Source organism: Dyadobacter sp. HNCC25DJ183, assembly GCF_056895175.1.
Window position 1 is genome coordinate 71,312 of record NZ_JBXHAP010000001.1, and the last position, 21,273, is coordinate 92,584.

General features: G+C 49.4%; 18 protein-coding genes. 8 read left to right on the plus strand and 10 right to left on the minus strand.

The features are described from left to right. Position 1 precedes the first annotated feature (1 nt). The 3 genes from AC1XTG_RS00270 to AC1XTG_RS00280 are packed head-to-tail and all read right to left on the minus strand — an operon-like array spanning position 2 to position 3,517. Positions 2–697, minus strand: a complete 696-nt coding sequence (locus AC1XTG_RS00270) for an ABC transporter ATP-binding protein (protein WP_056288301.1) — start codon at positions 695–697, stop codon at positions 2–4. Then, on the minus strand, positions 690–2,081 hold the full coding sequence (locus tag AC1XTG_RS00275; RefSeq protein ID WP_484840567.1) for an ABC transporter permease: 1,392 nt from the start codon (positions 2,079–2,081) through the stop codon (positions 690–692). Before AC1XTG_RS00275 ends, AC1XTG_RS00270 begins: the two co-directional genes overlap by 8 nt. Then, positions 2,078–3,517 (minus strand): ABC transporter permease, encoded by a 1,440-nt coding sequence (locus tag AC1XTG_RS00280; protein ID WP_484840568.1) that lies wholly within the window; start codon positions 3,515–3,517, stop codon positions 2,078–2,080. The genes AC1XTG_RS00275 and AC1XTG_RS00280 overlap by 4 nt, the downstream gene beginning before the upstream one ends. Before the next feature lie 114 nt (positions 3,518–3,631). On the opposite strand from AC1XTG_RS00280, the gene AC1XTG_RS00285 reads away from it, so the two are divergent. The 3 genes from AC1XTG_RS00285 (at position 3,632) to AC1XTG_RS00295 (ending at position 6,824) form a co-directional block, all read left to right on the plus strand. After that, positions 3,632–4,546 carry a pirin family protein gene (locus AC1XTG_RS00285; protein ID WP_484840569.1) on the plus strand — a complete coding sequence of 305 codons (915 nt, stop codon included), beginning with the start codon at positions 3,632–3,634 and terminating at the stop codon, positions 4,544–4,546. A gap of 126 nt (positions 4,547–4,672) precedes the next feature. Then, complete coding sequence (locus AC1XTG_RS00290) at positions 4,673–5,554, plus strand: sulfite exporter TauE/SafE family protein (RefSeq protein ID WP_484840570.1); 882 nt, start codon at positions 4,673–4,675, stop codon at positions 5,552–5,554. Positions 5,555–5,768: 214 nt separating this feature from the next. Beyond that, positions 5,769–6,824 carry an SGNH/GDSL hydrolase family protein gene (locus AC1XTG_RS00295; protein WP_484840571.1) on the plus strand — a complete coding sequence of 352 codons (1,056 nt, stop codon included), beginning with the start codon at positions 5,769–5,771 and terminating at the stop codon, positions 6,822–6,824. A 64-nt stretch (positions 6,825–6,888) separates the two neighbouring features. Here the strand turns inward: AC1XTG_RS00295 and AC1XTG_RS00300 are convergent, their stop codons facing one another. The 5 genes from AC1XTG_RS00300 to AC1XTG_RS00320 form a co-directional block, all read right to left on the minus strand. Further along, positions 6,889–8,475: an ABC-F family ATP-binding cassette domain-containing protein gene (locus tag AC1XTG_RS00300; RefSeq protein WP_484840572.1), complete on the minus strand. Its 1,587-nt coding sequence runs from the start codon at positions 8,473–8,475 to the stop codon at positions 6,889–6,891. A 173-nt stretch (positions 8,476–8,648) separates the two neighbouring features. Beyond that, positions 8,649–9,461, minus strand: coding sequence for an alpha/beta hydrolase (locus AC1XTG_RS00305; RefSeq protein WP_484840573.1), 813 nt, complete (start codon positions 9,459–9,461; stop codon positions 8,649–8,651). Between the two features lie 113 nt (positions 9,462–9,574). Beyond that, positions 9,575–10,351 (minus strand): exodeoxyribonuclease III, encoded by a 777-nt coding sequence (gene xth / locus AC1XTG_RS00310; protein ID WP_056288277.1) that lies wholly within the window; start codon positions 10,349–10,351, stop codon positions 9,575–9,577. 63 nt (positions 10,352–10,414) lie between these two features. After that, positions 10,415–11,134, minus strand: coding sequence for a hypothetical protein (locus AC1XTG_RS00315; RefSeq protein ID WP_056288275.1), 720 nt, complete (start codon positions 11,132–11,134; stop codon positions 10,415–10,417). Positions 11,135–11,176: 42 nt separating this feature from the next. Beyond that, positions 11,177–12,895 carry a tetratricopeptide repeat protein gene (locus tag AC1XTG_RS00320; RefSeq protein WP_484840574.1) on the minus strand — a complete coding sequence of 573 codons (1,719 nt, stop codon included), beginning with the start codon at positions 12,893–12,895 and terminating at the stop codon, positions 11,177–11,179. Positions 12,896–13,186: 291 nt separating this feature from the next. Between AC1XTG_RS00320 and AC1XTG_RS00325 the strand changes: the two genes are divergently transcribed. Next, complete coding sequence (locus AC1XTG_RS00325) at positions 13,187–15,892, plus strand: PAS domain-containing protein (RefSeq protein ID WP_484840575.1); 2,706 nt, start codon at positions 13,187–13,189, stop codon at positions 15,890–15,892. A 1-nt stretch (position 15,893) separates the two neighbouring features. On the opposite strand, the gene AC1XTG_RS00330 is transcribed toward AC1XTG_RS00325, so the two are convergent. Together AC1XTG_RS00330 and AC1XTG_RS00335 are read right to left on the minus strand one after the other, a co-directional pair. Beyond that, a complete protein-coding gene (locus AC1XTG_RS00330) occupies positions 15,894–16,490 on the minus strand; it encodes a hypothetical protein (protein ID WP_484840576.1) in 597 nt (198 codons plus the stop codon). A 4-nt stretch (positions 16,491–16,494) separates the two neighbouring features. Next, positions 16,495–17,301, minus strand: coding sequence for a metallophosphoesterase family protein (locus AC1XTG_RS00335; RefSeq protein WP_484840577.1), 807 nt, complete (start codon positions 17,299–17,301; stop codon positions 16,495–16,497). Between the two features lie 210 nt (positions 17,302–17,511). On the opposite strand from AC1XTG_RS00335, the gene AC1XTG_RS00340 reads away from it, so the two are divergent. The 4 genes from AC1XTG_RS00340 to AC1XTG_RS00355 all read left to right on the plus strand — a co-directional run bounded on the left by AC1XTG_RS00340 (position 17,512) and on the right by AC1XTG_RS00355 (position 21,257). Further along, on the plus strand, positions 17,512–17,967 hold the full coding sequence (locus AC1XTG_RS00340) for a hypothetical protein (RefSeq protein WP_056288267.1): 456 nt from the start codon (positions 17,512–17,514) through the stop codon (positions 17,965–17,967). Between the two features lie 206 nt (positions 17,968–18,173). Beyond that, entirely contained in the window at positions 18,174–18,788 is a 615-nt protein-coding gene (locus AC1XTG_RS00345; protein ID WP_484840578.1) for a TetR/AcrR family transcriptional regulator, read from the plus strand. A 51-nt stretch (positions 18,789–18,839) separates the two neighbouring features. Continuing rightward, on the plus strand, positions 18,840–20,207 hold the full coding sequence (locus AC1XTG_RS00350; protein ID WP_484840579.1) for a TolC family protein: 1,368 nt from the start codon (positions 18,840–18,842) through the stop codon (positions 20,205–20,207). A gap of 6 nt (positions 20,208–20,213) precedes the next feature. Next, the gene (locus AC1XTG_RS00355; RefSeq protein WP_484840580.1) at positions 20,214–21,257 is read left to right on the plus strand and encodes an efflux RND transporter periplasmic adaptor subunit; all 1,044 of its coding nucleotides are present in this window, start codon (positions 20,214–20,216) and stop codon (positions 21,255–21,257) included. Positions 21,258–21,273 lie beyond the last annotated feature (16 nt).

Genomic DNA, 21,273 nt, shown 5'->3' on the forward strand with positions numbered 1-21,273 from the left:
TTCAAACAGTTTTCAGGTAGAGCTGTTCCAGTTCATTGGCCGAGATGGCGCCTGCTTCGGTCACGGATTGCAGGTTGCCTTCTTTCATGATCCCGATCCGGGTTGCTACTTCGCGCGCCCGGAAAATGTCGTGCGTAGCCATCAGGATTGCGGTACCCGAGGCAGAGAGTGTTTTCAATATCTCTGAAAATTCGTTGGAAGCTTTGGGATCCAGTCCGCTAGTAGGCTCGTCGAGGAGCAGTACCTTGGCCTTTTTCGCGATCGCAATCGCAATGCCCACCTTTTGTCGCATTCCTTTGGAGTAGCCGCCCAGGCGATTTCCGTGCGCTGAACTTTGCAGCCCCGCCGTGTCCAGAAACCCCGCCAGCTGTCCCGCTTCATAGCTGAACCCGGCCAGGGACGAGAAATATTCCAGGTTTTCGAGTCCGGTCAGGTTGGGATAGAGCATAACGGTTTCGGGAATGTAGGCCAGTCGGGTTTTAGTCTCTTCGGCGTGTGTAGCCACATTCAACCCATCAATGGAAGCAACACCCGAAGTAGGCTCCACAAATCCCAGAAACAGGTTGATCGTAGTCGTTTTGCCTGCGCCGTTCTGGCCGAGCAATGCAAATATTTCCCCTTTCCCGATCGTCAGGTTCAGGTTATTAAGTGCGGTGTAATCACCGTATTTCTTGGTCAGATTGTTAGCTTCAAGCATTTTGCCTCCGGGTATGTTGGATAAAATTTCTTCTCAATAATAAAATGGCAGACAGTCCCGCCAGTACGCTCCACACGATCAGCGGCCAAACCGGTGCATTGCCAGCATTCATAGCCGCTGCTTCGGGCTGGTACTTCGGGTAACTGGTCCAGTCGAGGTGCTCGGTTTGTTCGTTTTCGAAAATAGGAGGGTAAAAAAACTCTCTCAGCTGTTTGTGGTAGCGCTTTACCGATTGCAGGTATTCGATGTGGTTCGTCAGGTCGGTGGCTGCAATGCGGTTGAGCATTTGCTGCGCGTAAATCACCGGATTGAACATACCAATCTGTTCAGCCAGGGCTTGTCTTTGTGCCAGCTTGTCAAACAGTTGCCCGGCCGATTCCCGCGCTTCCACTTCGCCGGCGTACTGCATCGCATAATACCAGCCAGGTGAATATTCATTTTCAGGGACAGGGTATTTGCGGTACTGCGGGTAAGCTGCGTAGAAAGTCTCCATGGTTGGTTTTTTAGGCAAGTCCCATTTAGCGTGGTAACCTTCCCGCTGTTTGACGGTCGTTTCGAGCGCCTCTGGAATGGCGATCTGTCCGCTGATCAGTACATTGGCGATTCCCGGAAAAAGCATGCAAAGAAATATCCAGCACGAAACAAGTGCCGTCGCATTGAAGGAGGAGCTCTTGCCCAGCGAAATCACGAATGCACAAAGCAGGAACCAAAAAAGGAGGTAGCAGACGATCACCAGGAAAAGCTGGAAAGTAGGGCCGGAAAACGGGAGACCGAGCAGCAAAACGCCCGTCAGAAACACGATCGACGCGGTGAGTACCACGGCTGAAAAGCGTACCAGCAGTTTGATGAAAATGATGGTAAGCAGGCTCGGTGCATTCGTTTCCACGATCCGCCACACCCCGTGCTCCTGCTCCTGCGATACCGTGTTGTAAGTGAATGCAATGATCAGCAGCGGGAACAGAAAGATGAAAACAAACGCGGCATCGAGGTTACCTACCAGCAGGGTAAGCGGGTTAGTAAGCTCCGAATCGTACAGCTGACCTTCAATGCCCAATATCTTGATTTTCAAACTGAATGCATTTACATCGCGCTGACCAATTGAAAACGACGCCCAGGGTGAAGGATAGTTGGCCGTGTAAAAGAAAGGGTAATAAGCGGTGGTTCCCACAGACTTCCCTTTGCCTTCCTCGGCGATATGTTGCAAATGGGTTTTCTGAACAGACGGAATGGAGCTGATTGTTGCCAACTGGCTGCCGATCACATTCTTACCATGATAAAAACTGTACAGACCAAACAAAACAAGTCCTGCGATTGCCCAGCGCACTGTTTTCTCGCGGAAGAAATTCCTGACTTCCAAATGGAGGAGCTTACTGCTGATTTTCATAACTGGAATTTGCGTTGGGAAGAAATGAACCCGAGTGCGGCGGCACCGGCAACAAGCCAGAAAAGCAATGCGATCAGGCTCCATTTTGCATTGTATATGGTGGCGGCAAGTGGCACCGGCCGGAATTCAAACGGTGGCATTTGTTGCCAGTTCGATTGGGCTACTTTCTGCGCACGGTCGTTTTCGTAGGAGATTTGCGTCAGGTGGATTTTGTTGATCAGCGTTGTTTTGTCAAAACGGTATTGTTCGGTTTGTTTCTGGAATTCAGAAAAAGTATCGAAATCAACCCCGCAGAGCTGCATGGAAATATTTCGCAGCGGAAGGTAGGGATCAAAGAAGCCGAGGATCACGGACACTGCATTCTGTGCTTGATAAGTTTCGATGAGCTTGTTGAACTGCGTCCCGAAGATGCCCGAGGTAATGCGCTCGCCTTCCTGCATCACCATCGCGCCATAATTCACCGGCAGTTTATGCACCGAGTCCACGCCGTACTTTTTCAGGGTATTGGCCCGCAACACGGCGAAATGCGGATCGTCGGGATTGTGGCTGTCACCTTCTTTCCTTACCTCAGCTTCAATAGCCTGCTCAAAAGCAATCTTGTCCGGGGCTTTGTACAGGCCGCTGCCGAGCGTCTGCGCGCTTTTTGGAATAACAATAAAACAGACCATCCAGCCCAATACGAGCATTATCAGCGCATTTGAAGCATTTTTGCTCATTGCCGAAACACCCGTTACGATCATAGTGATGATCAGGAAATAGATCGCGTAGACGAAAAGGATCAGTCCGCTCCTGAGCAAGAGCTCTGCATTGATCTCGTTTTGCAGCAGCACTGCGCCGCCGATCAATGCGGCCAGGATCAAAGGCAGGAAGAGCAGCCAGGTTACCGCGACCAGTCCGGCCGTTTTTCCAGCCAGTATATCAAAGTAGGAGGCTTTCTGGCATAACAGGATTTTCAGGACTCCGTTTTGCTTCAATCCGGCTACCGTAGCGAAGCCCAGAAAAATGATGAAAAGCGGCACCAACAGTTGAAGCACCAGCGCCATACTCAGCTCACCAAAGCGCAGCATACCATTTGAAAACCCTGCCTCGCTCATATTCACGGTATTCTGCCGGTGCGCTTCCAGGAAAACGGAGTTACCCACGTAGCTGTCCAGACCAAAGTCAAAGAAACTGAGCGGCGCTTTTTCCCTGAAAACGAGGTAGCCGTAATGCGCCACCCGGTGGGGATGGCGCTCGGGCTGGTTCATCCAGTTGTCCTGGACTTCCGTGGTGTACCGGGCTTGCTGTGCATTGAACTTACTCACGTAATTCCAGCCTACAAACCCGGCAAGTAAAAGCATGGCTAGCAGAATACTGTAAAGAATAAAAGGCATATTGCTCCTGAAAACGGTCCTGATTTCGTGCAGGGCAACAATGCGGATCAAATGGAGGTGCATAGGAGTGGGTAAATGAACACGGTTGCAAATATAACGGCGGGTTGCTCATATGCAACAATGTTGCACAAATTTATTGGCGGCTTTCCTTATATTTAGCTCAACCAAATACCAGCTATGTTAGACATTGTCATCGAATCACGAAAGGCTGCCATCAGCGAATCTGTCATGGTCAAGCGCATTCTTCCATTCCGTTTAAGGAGAATGGTAGGGCCTTTTATTTTCATGGACCACGCCGGTCCGATCGCCGACATACCGTCCAACCCGTCATCACTCGACGTGCTGCCGCACCCGCACATCGGCTTGTCGACCGTAAGCTATTTGTTCGGTGGCCAGGTGACGCACCGCGACAGTCTGGGTGTGCAGCAGGTAATCAGACCGGGCGAGGTAAACTGGATGACGGCCGGCAGCGGCATTGCGCATTCAGAACGATTTGAGGATCCTGCTGCCTTGGCGGGCGGTTTGGAAATGATACAAACCTGGGTGGCATTGCCTGAAAAAGATGAAGAAGCTGCGCCGGATTTTAAGAATTACAGCACTGCGGAGCTGCCCATTTTTACTGATAAAGACGTGTGGATGCGGCTGATCGCAGGTGATGCTTACGGTTTGAAGAATGAGGTCAAAACGCATTCACCCTTGTTTTACCTGCACGTGGTACTCAACGCAGGCGCGCGTTTCGGGCTGCCAGCCGGATATAGTGAGCGGGCGATCTATGTTGTGAAAGGGTCGGTGGAAGTTGGCGGGCATCGTTACGGATCCGGCAGGATGCTGGCTTTCAATACGGGCGTGGATCCGGTGATCATTGCCGTGGAAAATACGACGCTGATGCTGCTGGGAGGGGAGCCGCTGGGTGAAAGGTTTATCTGGTGGAACTTCGTTTCGTCCCGGAAGGAGCGTATTGAACAGGCCAAGGAAGACTGGAAGCAAGGCCGGATCATACTACCGCCGACCGACGATCAGGAGTTTATTCCATTGCCCGAAGACAGATCCAGGCCTGCCGGCACTCCCCCAAGGCCCGAGCCACTTTCGTGAAGTGCGTGTTTTGGGAGTGATGGCTTCGGCAGCGCAACATTTTCTAAGGGAAATTTAATAGACTATAATTTTAATAGAGTAAATAGATTTGCTACTTTTGAAGCCTAACAATTTTGTGCCGCTTCTATGCTTTCCAAAGTTCTCTCATTACGTCTTCCGTTTTCATCCTGGTTGCTGCTCCCGATCGCATTGGTTCTGGGCGTTGCGGGTATCCTGATTTTCAATGGGCCCGGCACGTTTAATGCCGAAAATGTAACCGGATTCCTGAGCAGCGATTTTGCGCTCTACCTGCTGGTAGGGTTTATAGCACAAATGGTCGACGGTGCATTGGGAATGGCTTACGGTGCTACTTCGTCTTCTTTCCTGCTTGGCATGGGCGTGCCGCCGGCGATCAGCAGTACGAGCGTGCACGTGGCGGAAATGTTTACCACCGGCGCATCCGCGATCTCGCATTTCCGGTTTAAAAACATCAACAAGAAACTATTTAAAAGTCTGCTTATCCCCGGGGTGATCGGGGCCGTCACAGGCGCTTACCTGCTTTCGGATGTGATCGACGGCGATTTCATCAAGCCTTTTATTGCATTCTATATGCTGATCCTGGGTTTGATCATTATCCGCAAGGCGCTTTTAACCAAACTTGCCAAAACAAAAACGAAACGCATCGGCGTGCTCGCAGCGGCTGGTGGCTTCCTTGATTCCATTGGTGGAGGCGGCTGGGGACCGATTGTCACTTCTTCATTGCTCGGGCAGGGCCGCGATCCCCGTTATACGATCGGCTCGGTCAATGCGGCTGAATTTGTGATCAGCTTTTCAAGCGGGATCACATTCCTTTTCTTTCATGGTGTAGCCAGCTGGCAGGTAGTGCTCGGCCTGATCGTCGGCGGCGTAATCGCTTCTCCATTCGGTGCATTGCTCGTGGGCAGGATCAAGCGCAAGCCTTTGATGCTGATCGTCGGCGCACTGGTAATCTTTCTAAGTACCCGCACTATTCTTCAAAGTCTGATTTAAAGGGAGGAAGGAGGAGGGAGGAAAGGGACGAAGGGGAAAAAAACATTTCGTTGCTCCGTCTCCCATTCCTCCCTTTCTTCCCGTTCCTCCCTTTCCTCCCTTTCCTCCCTTTCCTCATCCTCCCTTTTCCTGCAGGAACGATTATTGATCTTGATGATAATGAAAGCCTGTTTTAGGACTTTTCAAGCAATCAAACACATACTCGTTCCATCAAATGCTTGACGATCAAGAAAGTACCCCGAAGATTAACAATTCAAAAACTGCACTGAGCCGCAGGCGATTTTTTCACCATTCTGGGGCGGCCCTTTTGGCTACCACCTTCCTGACCTCGTGTGAAGGTCTGCTCGACGACATTCTCCCCAAGAAAAACGGGTCGGAAAATGAAGCGTCAGGTGATGAAGAATCAGGGCCAAAGAGAGACCAGACGCTCGCGTTTTTTGGCGACAGTCTGACGATAGGAGCGGGGGGAAGTAGGCCCTACGGTGATATAGTAGGCGCGGCATTTCCCGGCAGACCGGTGGTCAGCGACGGGATCGTAGGTCAGATCGCTATGTCGATCGCGATCAGACAAGGCGGTACTCCGCTGAAAATTTCTGTGGAAGGCGGTAAGTTCGACGGGGCCAAAGAGATAAAGGTGACCAAGCTGAACAACGAATTTTTATCGACACCGATCAACTACACCACTTACAGCAGGACGGGAACGGTTGTAGGAGTAAAATGCACGATTACGCGGAAAGCAAATGACACTGGCGAAAGCTACACGATCAAGCCCGATGCAGAAAGTACGCTCGCCATTCCCGAGGATTCGATTTTCGAGCTGGACGATGCGCTTCGTTTGAAAACGGCAACCCAGATCTTGTGGTACGGTCGCAATAACATTACCAAGGGAACAGCGCAGGACGAAATTCTGACGGCACTGGATGATTCCATTGCTTTCATAGAAGATCCGAAAAGATACCTGGTCGTGGGTATGTTGCAGGCGAGGCCGGAGAATAAAGGAACGGATCGATATAACCAGGTGATCTCAATTAATGAAAAGCTTGAAAGTCGCTACGGCAGCAAATACGTGCCTATGACACCGCCGACTGCTGATGAAATGGCGGCGATCAACTACACACCTACCGAGCAGGACCTGGCTGATATTGAGAACATGAACTTCCCGACAGGAATGCGTCCGGATGATCGTTCAGATGAAATCCACATCAATGACAAAGGATATCAGATTGTAGCCAACCGGGTAATTGCCAAGTTGAAGGAATTGAAATATTAATAACCGATTCTGGTTAAATATTTAAATGCGGACTGTCCCAAAACAGCCCGCATTTATTTTTGAATTATAATTGAATTACCCGCTCTATTTTGATCTGTTCGAGAAAGTGCTCGTCGTGAGATACCACCAGTATTGTTCCCTGATATTCATTCATTGCGGCTGTCAGTATTTCCAGATTTTGTAAATCGAGGTTATTGGTTGGCTCGTCGAGTATGATCATATCCGGCGACTGGCTGATAATAGAAACCGAACAAAGCATCAGTCTCATTTTTTCACCACCGCTTAATGCACCGCAGGGTTTGTCCCAGAATTCCCTTGTAAACAGGAAGCGGTTCAGTCTGATCTTCACTTCATGTTCCTGCAAAAACCCATCATTGAATTGCTGCACCTGATCAAAAACGGAGAGCTCATTTTTAATTAATGAATATTCCTGATCAATGTAAATGGATTTGAAATCGGCGCGCTCCACTTTTCCGGTTTGAGCTGTTAACTGACCTAATATCAATTTAATTAAAGTCGTTTTGCCAGACCCATTATTTCCCTTCAAAGCAATGCGTTCCCCGCTGGTTATTTGAAGATTAATGGACGATTTCCATATTGGTTCCTGATCAAACCGGAAGTTGATCTGATTTGCATTTACCAGCAATTTTCCCCTGTGCAAAGCGGAATGATCCAGGTTCATTTTCATCTTGTCAATTCCTGGTAAATCACGGCGCAATGCGGATAATTCCTGGGAAATAGCACCTACTTTTTCTGAGTGGATCCCTTTGATTTTCGAGGTGTTTTTCTCCGCATTGTTTTTCAGCGTGTTCATCATGATCGTAGGCAAGCCGGCTTTTTCTTGCTTCTTTTTACCTCGGGCATCCAGTTTTTGCTGACGTTCCAAAGTTTCCTTTTCGATCTCTTTTGCCTTGCGCAGCGCTTTTTCCCTGCTTTTTAAGTCCTGGGCAAGCGCCTCCTGTTCGATTGCTTTTTGTTGCTGATAAAAATCAAAGTTGCCTCCGTAAGTGGTGATCCCTTTTTTTGTCAGCTCATAAATCGTTTCTGCCAGGCTGAGCAGCATCCGGTCGTGACTGGCGATCAGCATCGTTTCTGTATGCATTTGAACAAAATCATAGAGCAGCTTTCTTCCTGCTGCGTCCAGGTGATTGCTGGGTTCATCAAGCAGGATAATGTCTGGATTGTGGATCCGTATTCCAGCGAGTAACACCTTCGTTTTCTGACCGCCACTTAATTCTCCGAGTTTTTGGGAGAGGTTAAAATCAGGCAGTTTCCATAATTCAAATGCTTCGCGGCAACGTTCTTCAATGGTCCAGTCGTCGCCAAGTAAAGTCAGATTTTCCTCAGTGACATTTCCATTCAGGATCTGATTCAACGCATTTACTTTTTCATCAATACCAAGCGCTTTTTCGATGGACTGATCATTAAGCTGATCAAAAAGCTGGGGTATATAATAGGGTTGTGAATCGTATTTCACGTGACCATATTGCGGCAGTATCTGGCCGGCAAGTATTTTAATCAATGTTGATTTTCCGGCGCCGTTGTTTCCGATTAATGCAGCCTTTTCGTGCGGGTGAATGGTGAGATTGATGTCCTGAAACAACATATCTCTATTAGGATGCGCGTACGCAACATCTTGAATAAAAAGCATAATTTCTTTCGATTGAAGTAAATAATGGCAGCTCTGAATGTGAAGCTGCACCGACTATTTGTGAAAGAAATTTGCTCTTACATGGAAATGCGTAATGGATTGTTGAAATGCAAAAATAAAAAACTCCATCTCATTTCTGAAATGGAGTGCGAAATATTTCCAATTTGATAAGGTTAAAATGCTTGCTGGTGCGAAACCTGCTGCTGTGTTACCAGCCAGTTTTGAATGTAACCTGCCACTTCTTCCCAGCCTGGTTCCCCACAAATAAAGTGCGAGCGATTTTCAAATTCTTTGAAAGACATATCAGTTACTGCGTCAGTGTAAGCCTTGCTGTTTTTCTCCACCAGTTCGGTAGGTACAATGTGATCTTCTTTGGCACTGATAAACAGCATAGGTACCTGCGGCATATCCAGGTCAATGTGTCCATTCGATCCCAGGCAACCTCTTAGTACATTCCGGCTATCGTGGACGGCAGTTTCTTCAAATGCCTGACGCGCCGAGGCTTCATCCAGCGTGTTACAAAAAGCTTCATGGAAACTCTCCGGCGTTTGTTTGAAAGGTTCATCGCCTTTAAACGGGTTGGTGATGGCAGCCACGTTTTTGAAAAAGGGCCAGTCCAGCGTCATCATCATATTTGGCGCAACCGTGCAGATCGGCACGCCCACACTCGCCAGGTTCTTGCTGACAAATATCTGCGTGAGCAGGCCGCCAACAGAATGTCCGATGATAATGGGCTTCTCTGCAACTTCCGGATTGTTCCCGCCGGCTGCAATCACGGCGGCTTCCATGGCTTCAATCACATCTTCAAGCATCAGGTCACCAAGTGTTGCCGGCGGATTGTCGCGCAGGCTTTGCGGATCGCCAACGTGATCGGGCCAGGATGGGGCGGAACATTCGTAGCCCAGGTTTGTGAAATGATTAACCCATTTGTCCCAACTTTTGGAGGTCTGGAACATACCGTGAATAAATACGATTTTCTTTGACATGGTTTCTCGTGTTGATGAAAGATACCCACCTGAATGGCGGTTACCAACCATCATGAAAATACGTGCCACCATGCAGCTTTGTCTGTAACTTACTTACAACCAGCAGGGGTATTTTATTCGTCGGCAATTTCGATCCAGGTAGGAGCGTGGTCGCTTGACTTCTCCCAGCCCCGCACATCCTTGTCTACACCTGCCGAGAGCAGCTTGCCGTTAAAGTGCGGACTCAGGAGAAAGTGATCGATACGCAAGCCCGCATTGCGGCTGAATGCATTGCGGAAGTAATCCCAGAATGTATAAATTTTTTCATCTGGGTAAAGCGTGCGCAATGCATCGGTCCAGCCCTGATCGACCAGCGTCTTGTATGCGGCGCGGGTTTCCGGCCTGAAAAGAGCGTCATCTACCCAGCGTTCTGGTTTATAAACGTCCAGATCCGTGGGCATCACATTGTAATCGCCCGCCAGGATCACTGGTACATCGTGTGCGAGGAGCTCGGCGGCGTGTGTGATGAAATGATTGAACCAGCGCAGCTTATAATCGAACTTCGGACCGGGCGCGGGATTTCCGTTGGGTAAATAAAGGCAGCCGATCAGCATATTATTGATGATCGCTTCCTGGTACCGGCTGTGCGTGTCTTCCTCCTCGCCGGGTAACTGTCGGCGCACTTCCTGTATCTCAAGTCCGCGCGCCAGAATCGCTACGCCGTTCCAGCTTTTCTGTCCGTGCCAGATCGCATTGTAGCCCGCGTCCAGGATCGCCTTTTCGGGGAATTTCTCCTGTGGTGCTTTGAGCTCCTGCAGACAAACGATATCGGGAGCCTGCTCTTCCAGCCAGCGCAGCAGTACCGGCAGCCGGCCGTTTACGCCATTTACATTGTAGGTCGCAATCTTCATTGTTTCTGATCAGCTTTTAGAAAAATGGTCATCCACAAAAATCAAGCCTTGATGAAAGCTGTATTATTTCAGCTCCTGACAGAAGGCGAGCAGCCTGGTAAGGTCTTCCTCCTGTGTAAAATTGACAGGATTGTCTTTCAGGTACTGCGCGATCTCGGTTTTGTATTTCGGGAAAAGCCTGGTGATGCTGTTTTTGCCTGGGATCAGAAAACGATCATTTGGATCCATAAAAAAGTAGAGCGTCCGGTGGCCGAAAATGGCTTCCGTATCCATCTTCAATTTCCTCGCCCCGGGCGATGCCTCATTCGAATAAGAGTTGTAGGTAGTGACAGAAGACGCGGTGTAAGAAATGCCATAAGGTCCGCCTTTTTCATTGCCGATCCGTGCCAAAATGTGCTTTTTTGCCAGCTTGATATCTCCGAATGCAGAAACCATTTCGCAGAATCCGTACTGTTTGTCATTGTAAAAGATCTTCCCCTGCATATCGACAACCTTCACCAGTTTTTGATCGAGGAGTTCGAGGGTATCTTTCTGGTTATTCAAAAACAGCAGGTTTCCGCCGAGATAGGTATAGTTTAAAGGCGCCTCTTCGGTCCGTCCCCCGTAGAAAAGGATCTTCCCACGTTCGAATGTAGGAAACTGGAACTGCTCGGCTACGGGTATCACCTTGTTAGGATAATCCCCGGCTTTCACCTTGAATGTTTTCATCGTTTGCCCGTGCACAGCCGGCGTAAGCAAGGCAAGCAATGTAAGCAGGTATATTGTTTTGCGGCGGTTGATCATTTGTGTCGGTTTAAATGCCTGTGAATTGACCAGGTTGCATTCTTATTTTATCAAAACCGATGCGACCGGCATCTCGTCGGCGTGCGCAAAAGCGGTTTTGTAACGTGCTTCGAGGCTGTTGAGCTCCTTTGTTTTTCCCTGCGCTTTCAGGCTCTCGTGCAAGCCTTTCAGCGACCAGCCGTTTCCGGGGTTCTTTACCAGATCTTCCCGGTACACCTGCTCGGCCTGCGCCGCTTTTCCTGATTTAAGCAGGTATCGCCCCAGAAACTGCCGGCTCGGGATCGGCCAGTCTTTGGGTTCTGTATAAATCAGGTTGTCTTCCAGCTTCACTGCTGCTTCCAGTGAGGTAAGTGCGCGTGTCGGGTCTTTTTGTTCAAACAGCACCGCGCCTCCCAGTATCCGTTCTGCAATGCGCGCTACTTCAACAGGTGAATTGAAAGGAATGCGCCGCTTAGTCAATGTAACGTCGTTGATATTAGCTTTGATAATCGCGAGCTGAGCAGCAGCGGAGTCTGCTTGTCCGGTCTGGGTAAATGCGATCCCTTTCGCGAAAGCAGAAAGTATTGTCGCATAATTCCATTGCGGATCAATGCGGGTGGTATCGCTGAGGATCTCGTTCCACTTGCCCATTCTTACCATCGCCATTTGCGGGAGCATGTACAAATACTGATCATAGGTGCCTTCGTGGGAAGGAGCTACCGTCTTGCGCAGGCGCTGGGCATAGCGGGCAGCGTCTTTGTACATTCCGCCCGTGAGTGCGCAGTAGGTTTGCACTGCGAAATAATGCGCAGAGTGCTTGTTGAGTGACAGATTTTTAGCAAGCGCATCGTAGTATAACAAATTGTCATCTGCTACATTGTTCACCTCCACACCTTTGGCATACAGTCCGTTGCGCTCGTACTCGTGGCTCGCCATATGCACCATGTGTGCCACGCCCGGGGCTACATTGCGAAGCGTTTCAGCACTTGCCAGTGCTACCTCCGGTTTTCGTGAAGCCTCGGTCAGGTGAATGTGGTAATGCAGGGCAGCGGGATGTTTCGGGCTTTCTTTGAGCACCTGCCCGCACAGGCGGATCAGCTCGGGCGTCCACGATTTGGCGCTTCCGTCCTTGTTCCAGAAGTCCCAGGCGTGGATCAGCATCATCGCGTCTACGTACAGGATTTTGAATTCTTTCTCACGCGGATTTTGTGCGACGAGCGCTTTCAGACTTTTTGCATAAGCCACGTTCAGTTCTTGTCTGCGGGAATCGTCTGTCCCTTCCGAGTAGCGCGTGTTCATGCTTTTGATGAGCGCCTGCCCGGTGGGGTTTGCATTGGCGGCGGCTGCATTCATACTGGCGAGTACTTCCGGAATTTCCGCCGGCTTGGTATAGCTGTGCGCGGCATTATAGTAAGGTCCCATAGCGAGCGCCTGTCCCCAGTAAGCCATTGCATTCGCCGGATCCAGTCGCGCCGACTCCCGGAAAGAAGCCACTGCTTCCTTGAAATGGTAACCATAATATAAGTTGAGTCCCTGGTCAAAGAAAAACTGGGAGCTGTCATTTTCAGTTGTGACGGGAAAAGAGTAATCTCCCCAGCCGGGCATGGCGCCGATAAACTTCCCGGCTGCATTCAAGCCCGCCGGGCCGGAATACACGGGTCCGCAAATAGTAATATCCTTGCTATCGGCAATGTAGCGTGTTTCAGGTTGTCCGAAGTACATGTAAGCCGCGGCTCCGGCGAAGGTTGCGCCTAATGCAGTTGTCAGTAAAATAGTCCTCATGATCATTCTTTTTCTTCCGCCAAAAACAGCCTTCACGGCAAGCAGAAAAGTTTATCTTGAAATATAATTAATAAACAGGCACATTCCGCTTTTAACGATGGCAGATGCATTGATCAGTCCTGTCTCTTTCATTTTTCTATTTACTCAAAACACCATTTAGTTACTTATAGAAGATATTAGTACCAAGCTATTTATACCAACGACTTCCAGAACTTACCTTCACCTTAATTAAATGTACATAATGCAGCTATTGTCAATTATTGCTTGTCGTGTACAACCCGGGTAATCAGTATGATCAGCCAAGATTTTAAGGGAATATTTAATGCCAGTCCGGTTCCGTCCCTGGTGCTGGAAGCCGACGCGCCTGCGTTTACGATTGCGGAGGCGAATGAGGCATTTCTGTTGTTGAGCGCCAGGAGCAGGGAAGAGCTGGTGGGCAGGAGCTTTCATGATGCCTTTGTTGAGGTACTCTCCGGTGAGGCGGGCTCGTCCCTCGCCGTGTTGGAGCAGGTGGCCGTTACCGGCAAGTCAACTTTGGGCCCTGTGATGCGGTACGTTACCCCGCCTGATAAGCACGGACAGGTTTCGGAAGAATTTTACCAGTCCACCTGTGCTGCTGTCTTCGGAGAGGATGGAAAAGTGCAGTACATTCTGAAATCGGTGATCAATGTGACCAGTGACGAGGGTAGCCTGAAAAATCGCGGGCTTGTGCTGGATATCACTGAAACCCGGCGGCTGGAACAAGTGGAGCATCTGGAAAGAACGGTACTGGAAATCAATGCGGGAAAAAACTCGCAGCTGAACGACGTGCTCCTGCATTACGTGACCGGCATTGAGCGGATCTTCCCGGAAATGGCCTGCTCGATCATGGGTATTCGCAACAACAGGCTCCAGAACTGGGTCTCGCCGTCGCTGCCGCCAGAGTACATTCAGTCGATACAGGATGTGGAAATCAGCGCGAAGGCGGGCTCTTGCGGTACTGCTGCATTTACCAAAAAAATGATCGTGGTGGAGGATATTGCCACAGATCCCGTGTGGGAAAACCATAAGGAGCTTGCCCTCAAATATGATCTGCTTGCGTGCTGGTCGCACCCGATCATTCTTTCCGACGATACAGTTATTGCCACGTTCGCTGTATACTACCACAAAATCAAGGCGCCGAATGAAGAAGAGCTCAAATTTGTAGCCAAAGCGGTAGCGCTACTGACAGTAATCCTCGAAAACCGCCGCAACCTGGATTTGATCGCCGACAATGCGCTGCTGATCTCGCAAGGCCAGGAGCTGGCGCGTTTCGGTACCTGGCAATGGGACATTGAAACGGATGTAGTAAGCTGGTCGGACACTTTATACGCGATTTATGGTCTGGAAAAGGGAACGTACAAGCCCAGTCTGGAAGGCTATCTCGCAATGGTGCACCCGGCGGACAGGGACAGGGTGCGCGGAGGGCTTGAATACGCAATGGGGAATAAAACGGATATTGAATTTGAAGAACGGATCATTCATGCTTCCGGTGAGGTAAGGTACCTGAAAACATGGAGCAGGTCGAAACTGGGGGAAAGCGGCCAGGTCGAGAAAATGATCGGCGCTTGTCTGGATATTACCCAGAGCAAGAACATACAGGAGGAGCTGCTGGCCAGCGAGTCGCGGCTGCGCAGCCTGGTGGATGCACAAACCAACTACGTGATCCGGACAGACCTGCAGGGAAATTATACCTACTACAACACCAAGTTCCGGGAGGATTTCAGGTGGTTTTATAATAATGAAGACTTTCTGGGCGTCAATTCGATCATGGTTGTGATGCATTACCACCGGCTGAGCGTGGTGGATGTGGTGAATAAATGCCTGCTTGAACCGGGTAAGATTGTCTCGGCGGAGCTGGATTACGTGCAGCAAAGCGACAAGCCGCGTTCGGTGTACTGGCATTTTATTGCATTAACAGACTCAGCAGACAAGCCCGTGGAGATACAATGCATTGGTATCGATGTGTCTGAACGAAAGCAGGCGATTGATGAGCTGCGAAGAAGCAACCAACGATACGAGTTGCTGAACATGGCTACAAACGATGCGATTTACGATTGGGACCTGCTGACCGACCGAATCGAATGGGGCGCAGGATTTTTCAGATTGTTCGGCTTCGATTTGATTGAAAAGGACGGAGTAGCTGAGTGGCTGCGGCATTTGCACCCGGAAGACCGTGCCGCGGTGGAGCAAAGCCTGCACCTGCTCCTCGCCGACCGGGGCCAGAAATGGAGCGCAGAATATCGTTTCAGGCGCGCCGACGGTACTTACGCATTCGTGGAAGAAATTGGTTATATCACCCGTAACCGCCAGGGTAAAGCAGTGCGTATGATTGGCGTCATGCGCGATGTATCCCGGCAGAAAGCGGAACAATATGAGCTGAAACTGCTGGGGTCCGTGATCACCAACACCAGCGACGCCGTACTGATCGCCAAATCTGATCCGGGGAATGTAATGGGCTTGCAGATACTGTACGTCAATGCAGCATTTACCAAGCTGACGGGCTACACGCCGGCAGAAGTGATCGGAAAAAGTCCATTGGTGCTGAAAGGATTCAGATCTTCCGACAATGACATTGATAAATTACAAAGGGCGGTTTCCAACCTCGAACAGCTGAAATCGGAGATTGTCTACTACGAAAAAGAGGACAAAGCATACATTATCAACCTGTCGCTGCACCCGGTGCTGGACGGCGCAGGGCAACTTACCCACTGGATTTCCATTGGTCGAGACGTGACTGAAAAGCGCAGGTACATCAGCGAGATCGAAGAGCGGAACCAAAAGCTGCAGCAGATCGCCTGGATGCAGTCGCACGTGATCAGGGCTCCATTGGCGCGTTTAATGTCGCTGATCGACCTGATGAAAAACTACGAGAACTCGGCAGAAGAAGTAAGCGAGCTGCTGGATCACATACTCACGTCCGCGCATTCGCTCGACGACATTATCAGGGATATTTCGTCCAAAACCGACGAGATCTGACCTAAAACCCAAACTTGAAACCGATTGCAAGATTGAGAATGTCGCCGGGTTTCAAAAAACCTGTGTTCTGGACGTAGCTGATCAGCAGCAGATCGTAGGTGCCCAGTTCATAGTACAGTTCGAGCTGGCGCTTGCGTGTGCGCGGCATTACATCGCGTCCCACTTTTCCCCCCACATACAAACCCGGCCGCACAGACGTTGCCCACCAGTAATAGCCTTTGGGATAATACTTCGGCCATTTCCAGTCAAACTGCGGACCGAATGTGTAGCTGAGGTACATACCCAGCGAAAATGGTTTGATATAGTAAGAGTTAGGCAGCGGAACCGACCAGGGCGAGTAGGTGGTTTTGCCGGTAATGGTAATCAATGCATCGCCTCCGAATTCCTCAGGCAGGTAGCCAAACAGGAAGTCGGTTTCGAGTGTCCGGTTTCTTGAAATATAACCTGGTCCCCCGGAGAGGAAGCCCGTCCCGCCTGCGAATTGCAGTTTTGCATGGTCAGGCATGAACCAGCGCCGGTGCGATCGTGCGAGATCGATACTTTGTCCCGAAGCGGTCAGTTGTGCGCAAAGGAGGCAGAGGAGTAATACTTTTTTCATAGTGTCAAAATTCTATTCGTTTAACCTCCTGGCCACCTTTCCAAAGCTTGATCAACAAATAGCCTCTTGCTCCCATGCTCGTGGTAACTACATACCGAACGCCATCTTTGTAATATTCTCCGTCCGTAAATGAATGCTGGTGACCGTATAAGCTCATGTTTACATTCGGGTTATCGCGCAGTAAACCGGCGAATTCAGGTTCGAGCTTTTTATCAAAATCATTGTCGTAAGGCGGAACGTGACCTACGACGATCATTTCCTTCCCATCGGGATTGTCGGCCAGCTGCGCGCGGAGCCAGGGTACATTGGGCACGGTGCCGTCGAATGCATATTCCCGTGAGTTGGTGTTGATGAAAATGAATTTGTAGTTGCCGTAAGTGAAACTGTAATCCAGGGGACCGAACATCTTCTTGTATGCGTCGGGTCCGTTGGCGATGATATCGTGGTTGCCGATCACCGTCATATAGGGAACATTCAGGCGGGACATAATGCGATCCACCCACTTCAATTCCTGGGCAAGTCCAAAGTCGGAAATGTCGCCGGCGTGCAGAACGAACGAGATTTCTTTCTGGCTGTTGGCGCTCTTTACAAAATCTTCCGATTCGTCGTACCAGCGCTGTGTATCTCCCATCAAAATAAAACTCAGTGTATCCTGAGGCGGGTTTGAAGCAAGGAGCGCGATGTTTTTATTGTTGAGATTGGATTGTCCGTTCAACAGTGTAACCTGATTGGGGTTATATAAAAACAGGCTGTCGCAGGAGGCGAGGCTCAGCAAGAAGAGGAGCAGTAACGGTAGGGTAACGCGGTTCAAAGTAAAGTTGTTTGTCAGTGAGGAGTTTAAAATGATGTTGTACAAACATTTTAAACAAACTATTTAAACAACCTTTTAATTCCGGAAATCTGCATTTCCTGCGAAATTTTCAACTTTTTCCTTGTATGTAACTGCTATTATGACGCACTTTTCCCGCCGGTATGGTTTTTGCACTGTCAGGTTTTTACCTCACATCATAATTTGGAAGCGATGAAAATCAGAAACATAGTAGCATCCCTCGGACTTGCGTTTATTACGCTGTCGGCCTCTGCCCAGGTAGTATCCAAAGACTCTATCAACCTGCTGAAAAATCAAAAAGAAGCACTTGAACTGAGCAAGAAATTGAACGACCGCAAGCTGGAATTGGCCAAACTCGAAAACGAGCTGCAAAGCAAAACGGAAGAAGCAGCGAAAACCGCCGAAGCGGCCGAACGTTCCGTTGAGCAAAACCGCAAGGCTGCCGACAGGCTGAGCGACGATCCGCAGGACAAGCGGGCAGCGAAGCGGGCAAGCAAAAGCGCGAGTTCAGCCAACCGTGATGCCAAAAAAGCAAGGAGAGCTGCGGATAGTCTTGAAAAACTGAAACGAAATATTGATGACCTGAAAAAGGATATCAGCCGCGATGAAGAGAAGTTAGCTTCGCTGCCGGGTACCTCAGGAATGTAAATGCCGGATAAATTTGTATGGAAAGCGGGTCAGTTCTGTCCCGCTTTTTTATTGCTTAATACGATCAAATGCTTGCGACACAGCCTTCATAATCACTATAAAGCTTTCCGTTCAAGTATATTTTTCTACCATTCTTCCTTTTTGTACAAAAGAAAAATAGATTTACTAAACACTGTTTATTATATTCACGGCGTATTTCAGAGACTATGGCGATCAAGGAAAGGAAAGAGCGGGAAAAGCAGGATATGAGAAACCTGATCATTGATTCGGCAACTCAGTTGTTTTTGAAGCAAGGTTATGATAAGACGTCTATCCGTAACATTGCCGAGGAGATTGAGTACAGTCCAGCCACTATCTATCTGTATTTCAAGGATAAGGATGAAATTTTTTACATTATCCACGAAAATGCATTTGAAATACTCGACAAACTTTTGCGTCAGCACAACTCCATCAGCGACCCTTATGAGCGGTTGCATGAACTGGGTAAAACTTACGTGAATTTTGCCCTTGAAAATCCGGATTACTACGATTTGATGTTTGTCATGCGTGCCCCGCTGGCGGAGATCAAGCACAAGGAAAAGTGGAGTGCAGGCGAATGCGCATTCGGGTACCTGCTCGAAACAATGGCCGCGTGCATCGATCAGGGTTTGATTAAGCCGGCCGACAAGTTTGTTGCTGCTATGACAGTCTGGTCTTTTGTGCATGGACTTGTCACATTGTACATCAGGGAGCGAACTTGCATCCTTGAAATGCCCGACGAAGATGTTAGACAAATGATGAATGCATCCCTATCTCATTTTTTGACGCAAATGAAAACCTAAAAAAATTTTACCATTCGATGAACACTGTTTAGTAAATAAACGACTCTTATTATGGACTTCAACTTTAAGGCGCCCTTGCGGCGGCTGTTACACTATGCTTTTGCCTGTTGTGTGATGATTTCTGCGGCGCAAGCGCAGGATGCGACTTTACAGGAATACATCGATCATGCATTGAAAAACAATCAGGGTGTAAAGCAGCAGGGGTTTTTACTGGAAAAAAACCTGTATGCATTGAAAGAGGCGAAGACGCTCTTTCTGCCGGAAGTAAACCTGAATGCATCTTACCTGGATTCACGGGGCGGCCGGAAGATCAGCATTCCCATCGGCGATTTGCTGAATCCGGTCTATAATTCGCTTAACCAGCTTACAAATACTTCCGCTTTCCCGCAGGTTGACAATGTAAGCCAGACTTTTAATCCAAACAATTACTACGACGCTCGTTTCAGGACTTCGCTGCCCATCTATAATGCCGAGATCATCTATAACTCCCGCATTAAAAAAGAGCAGATCAACTTGCAGCAGGCCGAACTGGATGTTTACAAAAGGGAACTGGTGAAAGAAGTGAAGCTGGCCTATTATGCTTGTTTACAGGCAAATGAATCCGTCTCAATTATCCAGAATGCAGTTTTGCTGGCCAGGGACAATCTGCGCTTTAATCAGGTTTTGGTTAAAAATGACAAGGCGATCAGGACCGTCGTGAGCCGATCGGAAAATGAGCTGATCGGTTTGGAGGCACGGCTGGAAGACGCCAGGAACCAAGCGGTGAATGCGGTGGCATACTTCAATTTCCTTCTGAATAAGCCGCTGGATAGTCCGGTGAGTTTGCCAAAACAGGAATCGCAAAACCTGCTCGCGGATCAGGCAGCCGATGGGAAGCGAGAGGAGCTGATCAAGCTGGAAACACTTTCAAAGATCAATGCACTTTCTGTTCAGCTTGCGCGCTCCGCTGCATTGCCCAAACTGTCGACGTTTATGGACCTGGGTTCGCAAGGCGACTTCCTGCGGTTTAATAATGATACCCGCTATTACCTCTTCGGTTTTACGCTTGACTGGCGTGTATTTGCGGCCAACCGTGTTCAGCACAGAACCAGACAGGCCGAAATGGAGGTCAAAGCAGCGGGCGAGCAGCTTGACCAGGTAGAACAGCAATTGTTGCTGCAAACACGAACTGCAACGAACCGGCTAAGCTCGGCGGTGCAGATATACCAGGCTTCCCGGAGCCAGACCGCCTTATCGCAGCAGTACTATCATGATCAGCAAAAGCTCTATCGCGAGGGACAACTTCTGTATATAGAGCTGCTCGACGCACAGAACCGGCTGATCAGCGATCAGTTGCAGCAGAGTATTTCCTATCTCAACGTACAAACCCGTGCAGCCGAGCTCGAACGTGCAAAAGCAAGCTATGTACTTCAAAACTAAATTGTTATGAAAACAACTACTCAGATCACAATACCGGGCGTGTTACTCGCCTCGCTTCTTTTGCTGGCAGGATGCAGCGAGGAGAAAAAGCATGAACAATCCGACAATACCATTCCGGTGAAAATCGTGGGCCCGACTGCTCTTACCCAGGCGCAGGCGGTGGAAACCTCGGGGCTGCTGGCATCGGATAGTGAAGCTCGATTGTCTTTCAAAACGGGCGGTATTATCAGTTCCATTACGGTTAAAGAGGGCGATAAGGTACGTCGGGGGCAGGTACTTGCCACACTGAATATCACGGAGATCCAGGCGCAGGTAAACCAGGCGGAAGAGAATTTCCTGAAAGCAAAGCGCGACGCCCAGCGCGTACAGAACCTGTACCGGGACAGTGTAAATACCAAAGAGCAGCTAGAAAACAGCCAGACTGCATTGGTACTAACAGAAAAACAGCTCGACATTGCGAGGTTCAACTTGTCGCAGACCAGGATCATTTCAAACACCGACGGGGTCGTGATCCGGAAGCTGCAGAATGCAGGTGAGCAGGTGCAGGGCGGCGCGCCGGTATTGTACATCAGCAGTACTGCCAACAAAGATTGGGTGGTGAAATGCGGGTTGACGGATAAGGACTGGGCTCGGCTGAAAGGCGGGGAAAAAGCAGAGGTAACTTTTGACGCTTACAAACAGACTTTCACTGGAAAAGTGAGCGCGCTGGGGCAGGGGAGTGAGGCAGGATCGGGTTTGTACCAGGTGGAGATCAAGCTGGATAAATCAGCATTGAAGCTCGCCAGTGGTCTTTTTGCAAGAGTAAGTATTTACCCGAATGAAAAAACGGATATGATCTCGCTGCCTGTCGACGCGTTGATCGAGGGAGAAAGCGACAGCGCATTTGTGTTTGTAGCGCAGCGCGACAAAGCGGCCAAAAAGCTGGTGAAGATCGCGTACCTGGAAGGCAACAAAGCTTACATTCTTTCCGGCATTGAAGCCGGCGCTAGGGTGATCAGGGAAGGCTCTGCGTACCTGACGGACGGATCGGCGATTAAAATTGTCCAGTAACCTTCAACAGACGAAA

Bases quoted from the DNA above. Each gene is read 5' to 3' on its own strand.
- AC1XTG_RS00270 (WP_056288301.1), bottom strand. From the start codon at position 697: ATGCTTGAAGCTAACAATCTGACCAAGAAATACGGTGATTACACCGCA.
- AC1XTG_RS00275 (WP_484840567.1), bottom strand. From the start codon at position 2,081: ATGAAAATCAGCAGTAAGCTCCTCCATTTGGAAGTCAGGAATTTCTTC.
- AC1XTG_RS00280 (WP_484840568.1), bottom strand. From the start codon at position 3,517: ATGCACCTCCATTTGATCCGCATTGTTGCCCTGCACGAAATCAGGACC.
- AC1XTG_RS00285 (WP_484840569.1), top strand. From the start codon at position 3,632: ATGTTAGACATTGTCATCGAATCACGAAAGGCTGCCATCAGCGAATCT.
- AC1XTG_RS00290 (WP_484840570.1), top strand. From the start codon at position 4,673: ATGCTTTCCAAAGTTCTCTCATTACGTCTTCCGTTTTCATCCTGGTTG.
- AC1XTG_RS00295 (WP_484840571.1), top strand. From the start codon at position 5,769: ATGCTTGACGATCAAGAAAGTACCCCGAAGATTAACAATTCAAAAACT.
- AC1XTG_RS00300 (WP_484840572.1), bottom strand. From the start codon at position 8,475: ATGCTTTTTATTCAAGATGTTGCGTACGCGCATCCTAATAGAGATATG.
- AC1XTG_RS00305 (WP_484840573.1), bottom strand. From the start codon at position 9,461: ATGTCAAAGAAAATCGTATTTATTCACGGTATGTTCCAGACCTCCAAA.
- xth (WP_056288277.1), bottom strand. From the start codon at position 10,351: ATGAAGATTGCGACCTACAATGTAAATGGCGTAAACGGCCGGCTGCCG.
- AC1XTG_RS00315 (WP_056288275.1), bottom strand. From the start codon at position 11,134: ATGATCAACCGCCGCAAAACAATATACCTGCTTACATTGCTTGCCTTG.
- AC1XTG_RS00320 (WP_484840574.1), bottom strand. From the start codon at position 12,895: ATGAGGACTATTTTACTGACAACTGCATTAGGCGCAACCTTCGCCGGA.
- AC1XTG_RS00325 (WP_484840575.1), top strand. From the start codon at position 13,187: ATGATCAGCCAAGATTTTAAGGGAATATTTAATGCCAGTCCGGTTCCG.
- AC1XTG_RS00330 (WP_484840576.1), bottom strand. From the start codon at position 16,490: ATGAAAAAAGTATTACTCCTCTGCCTCCTTTGCGCACAACTGACCGCT.
- AC1XTG_RS00340 (WP_056288267.1), top strand. From the start codon at position 17,512: ATGAAAATCAGAAACATAGTAGCATCCCTCGGACTTGCGTTTATTACG.
- AC1XTG_RS00345 (WP_484840578.1), top strand. From the start codon at position 18,174: ATGGCGATCAAGGAAAGGAAAGAGCGGGAAAAGCAGGATATGAGAAAC.
- AC1XTG_RS00350 (WP_484840579.1), top strand. From the start codon at position 18,840: ATGGACTTCAACTTTAAGGCGCCCTTGCGGCGGCTGTTACACTATGCT.
- AC1XTG_RS00355 (WP_484840580.1), top strand. From the start codon at position 20,214: ATGAAAACAACTACTCAGATCACAATACCGGGCGTGTTACTCGCCTCG.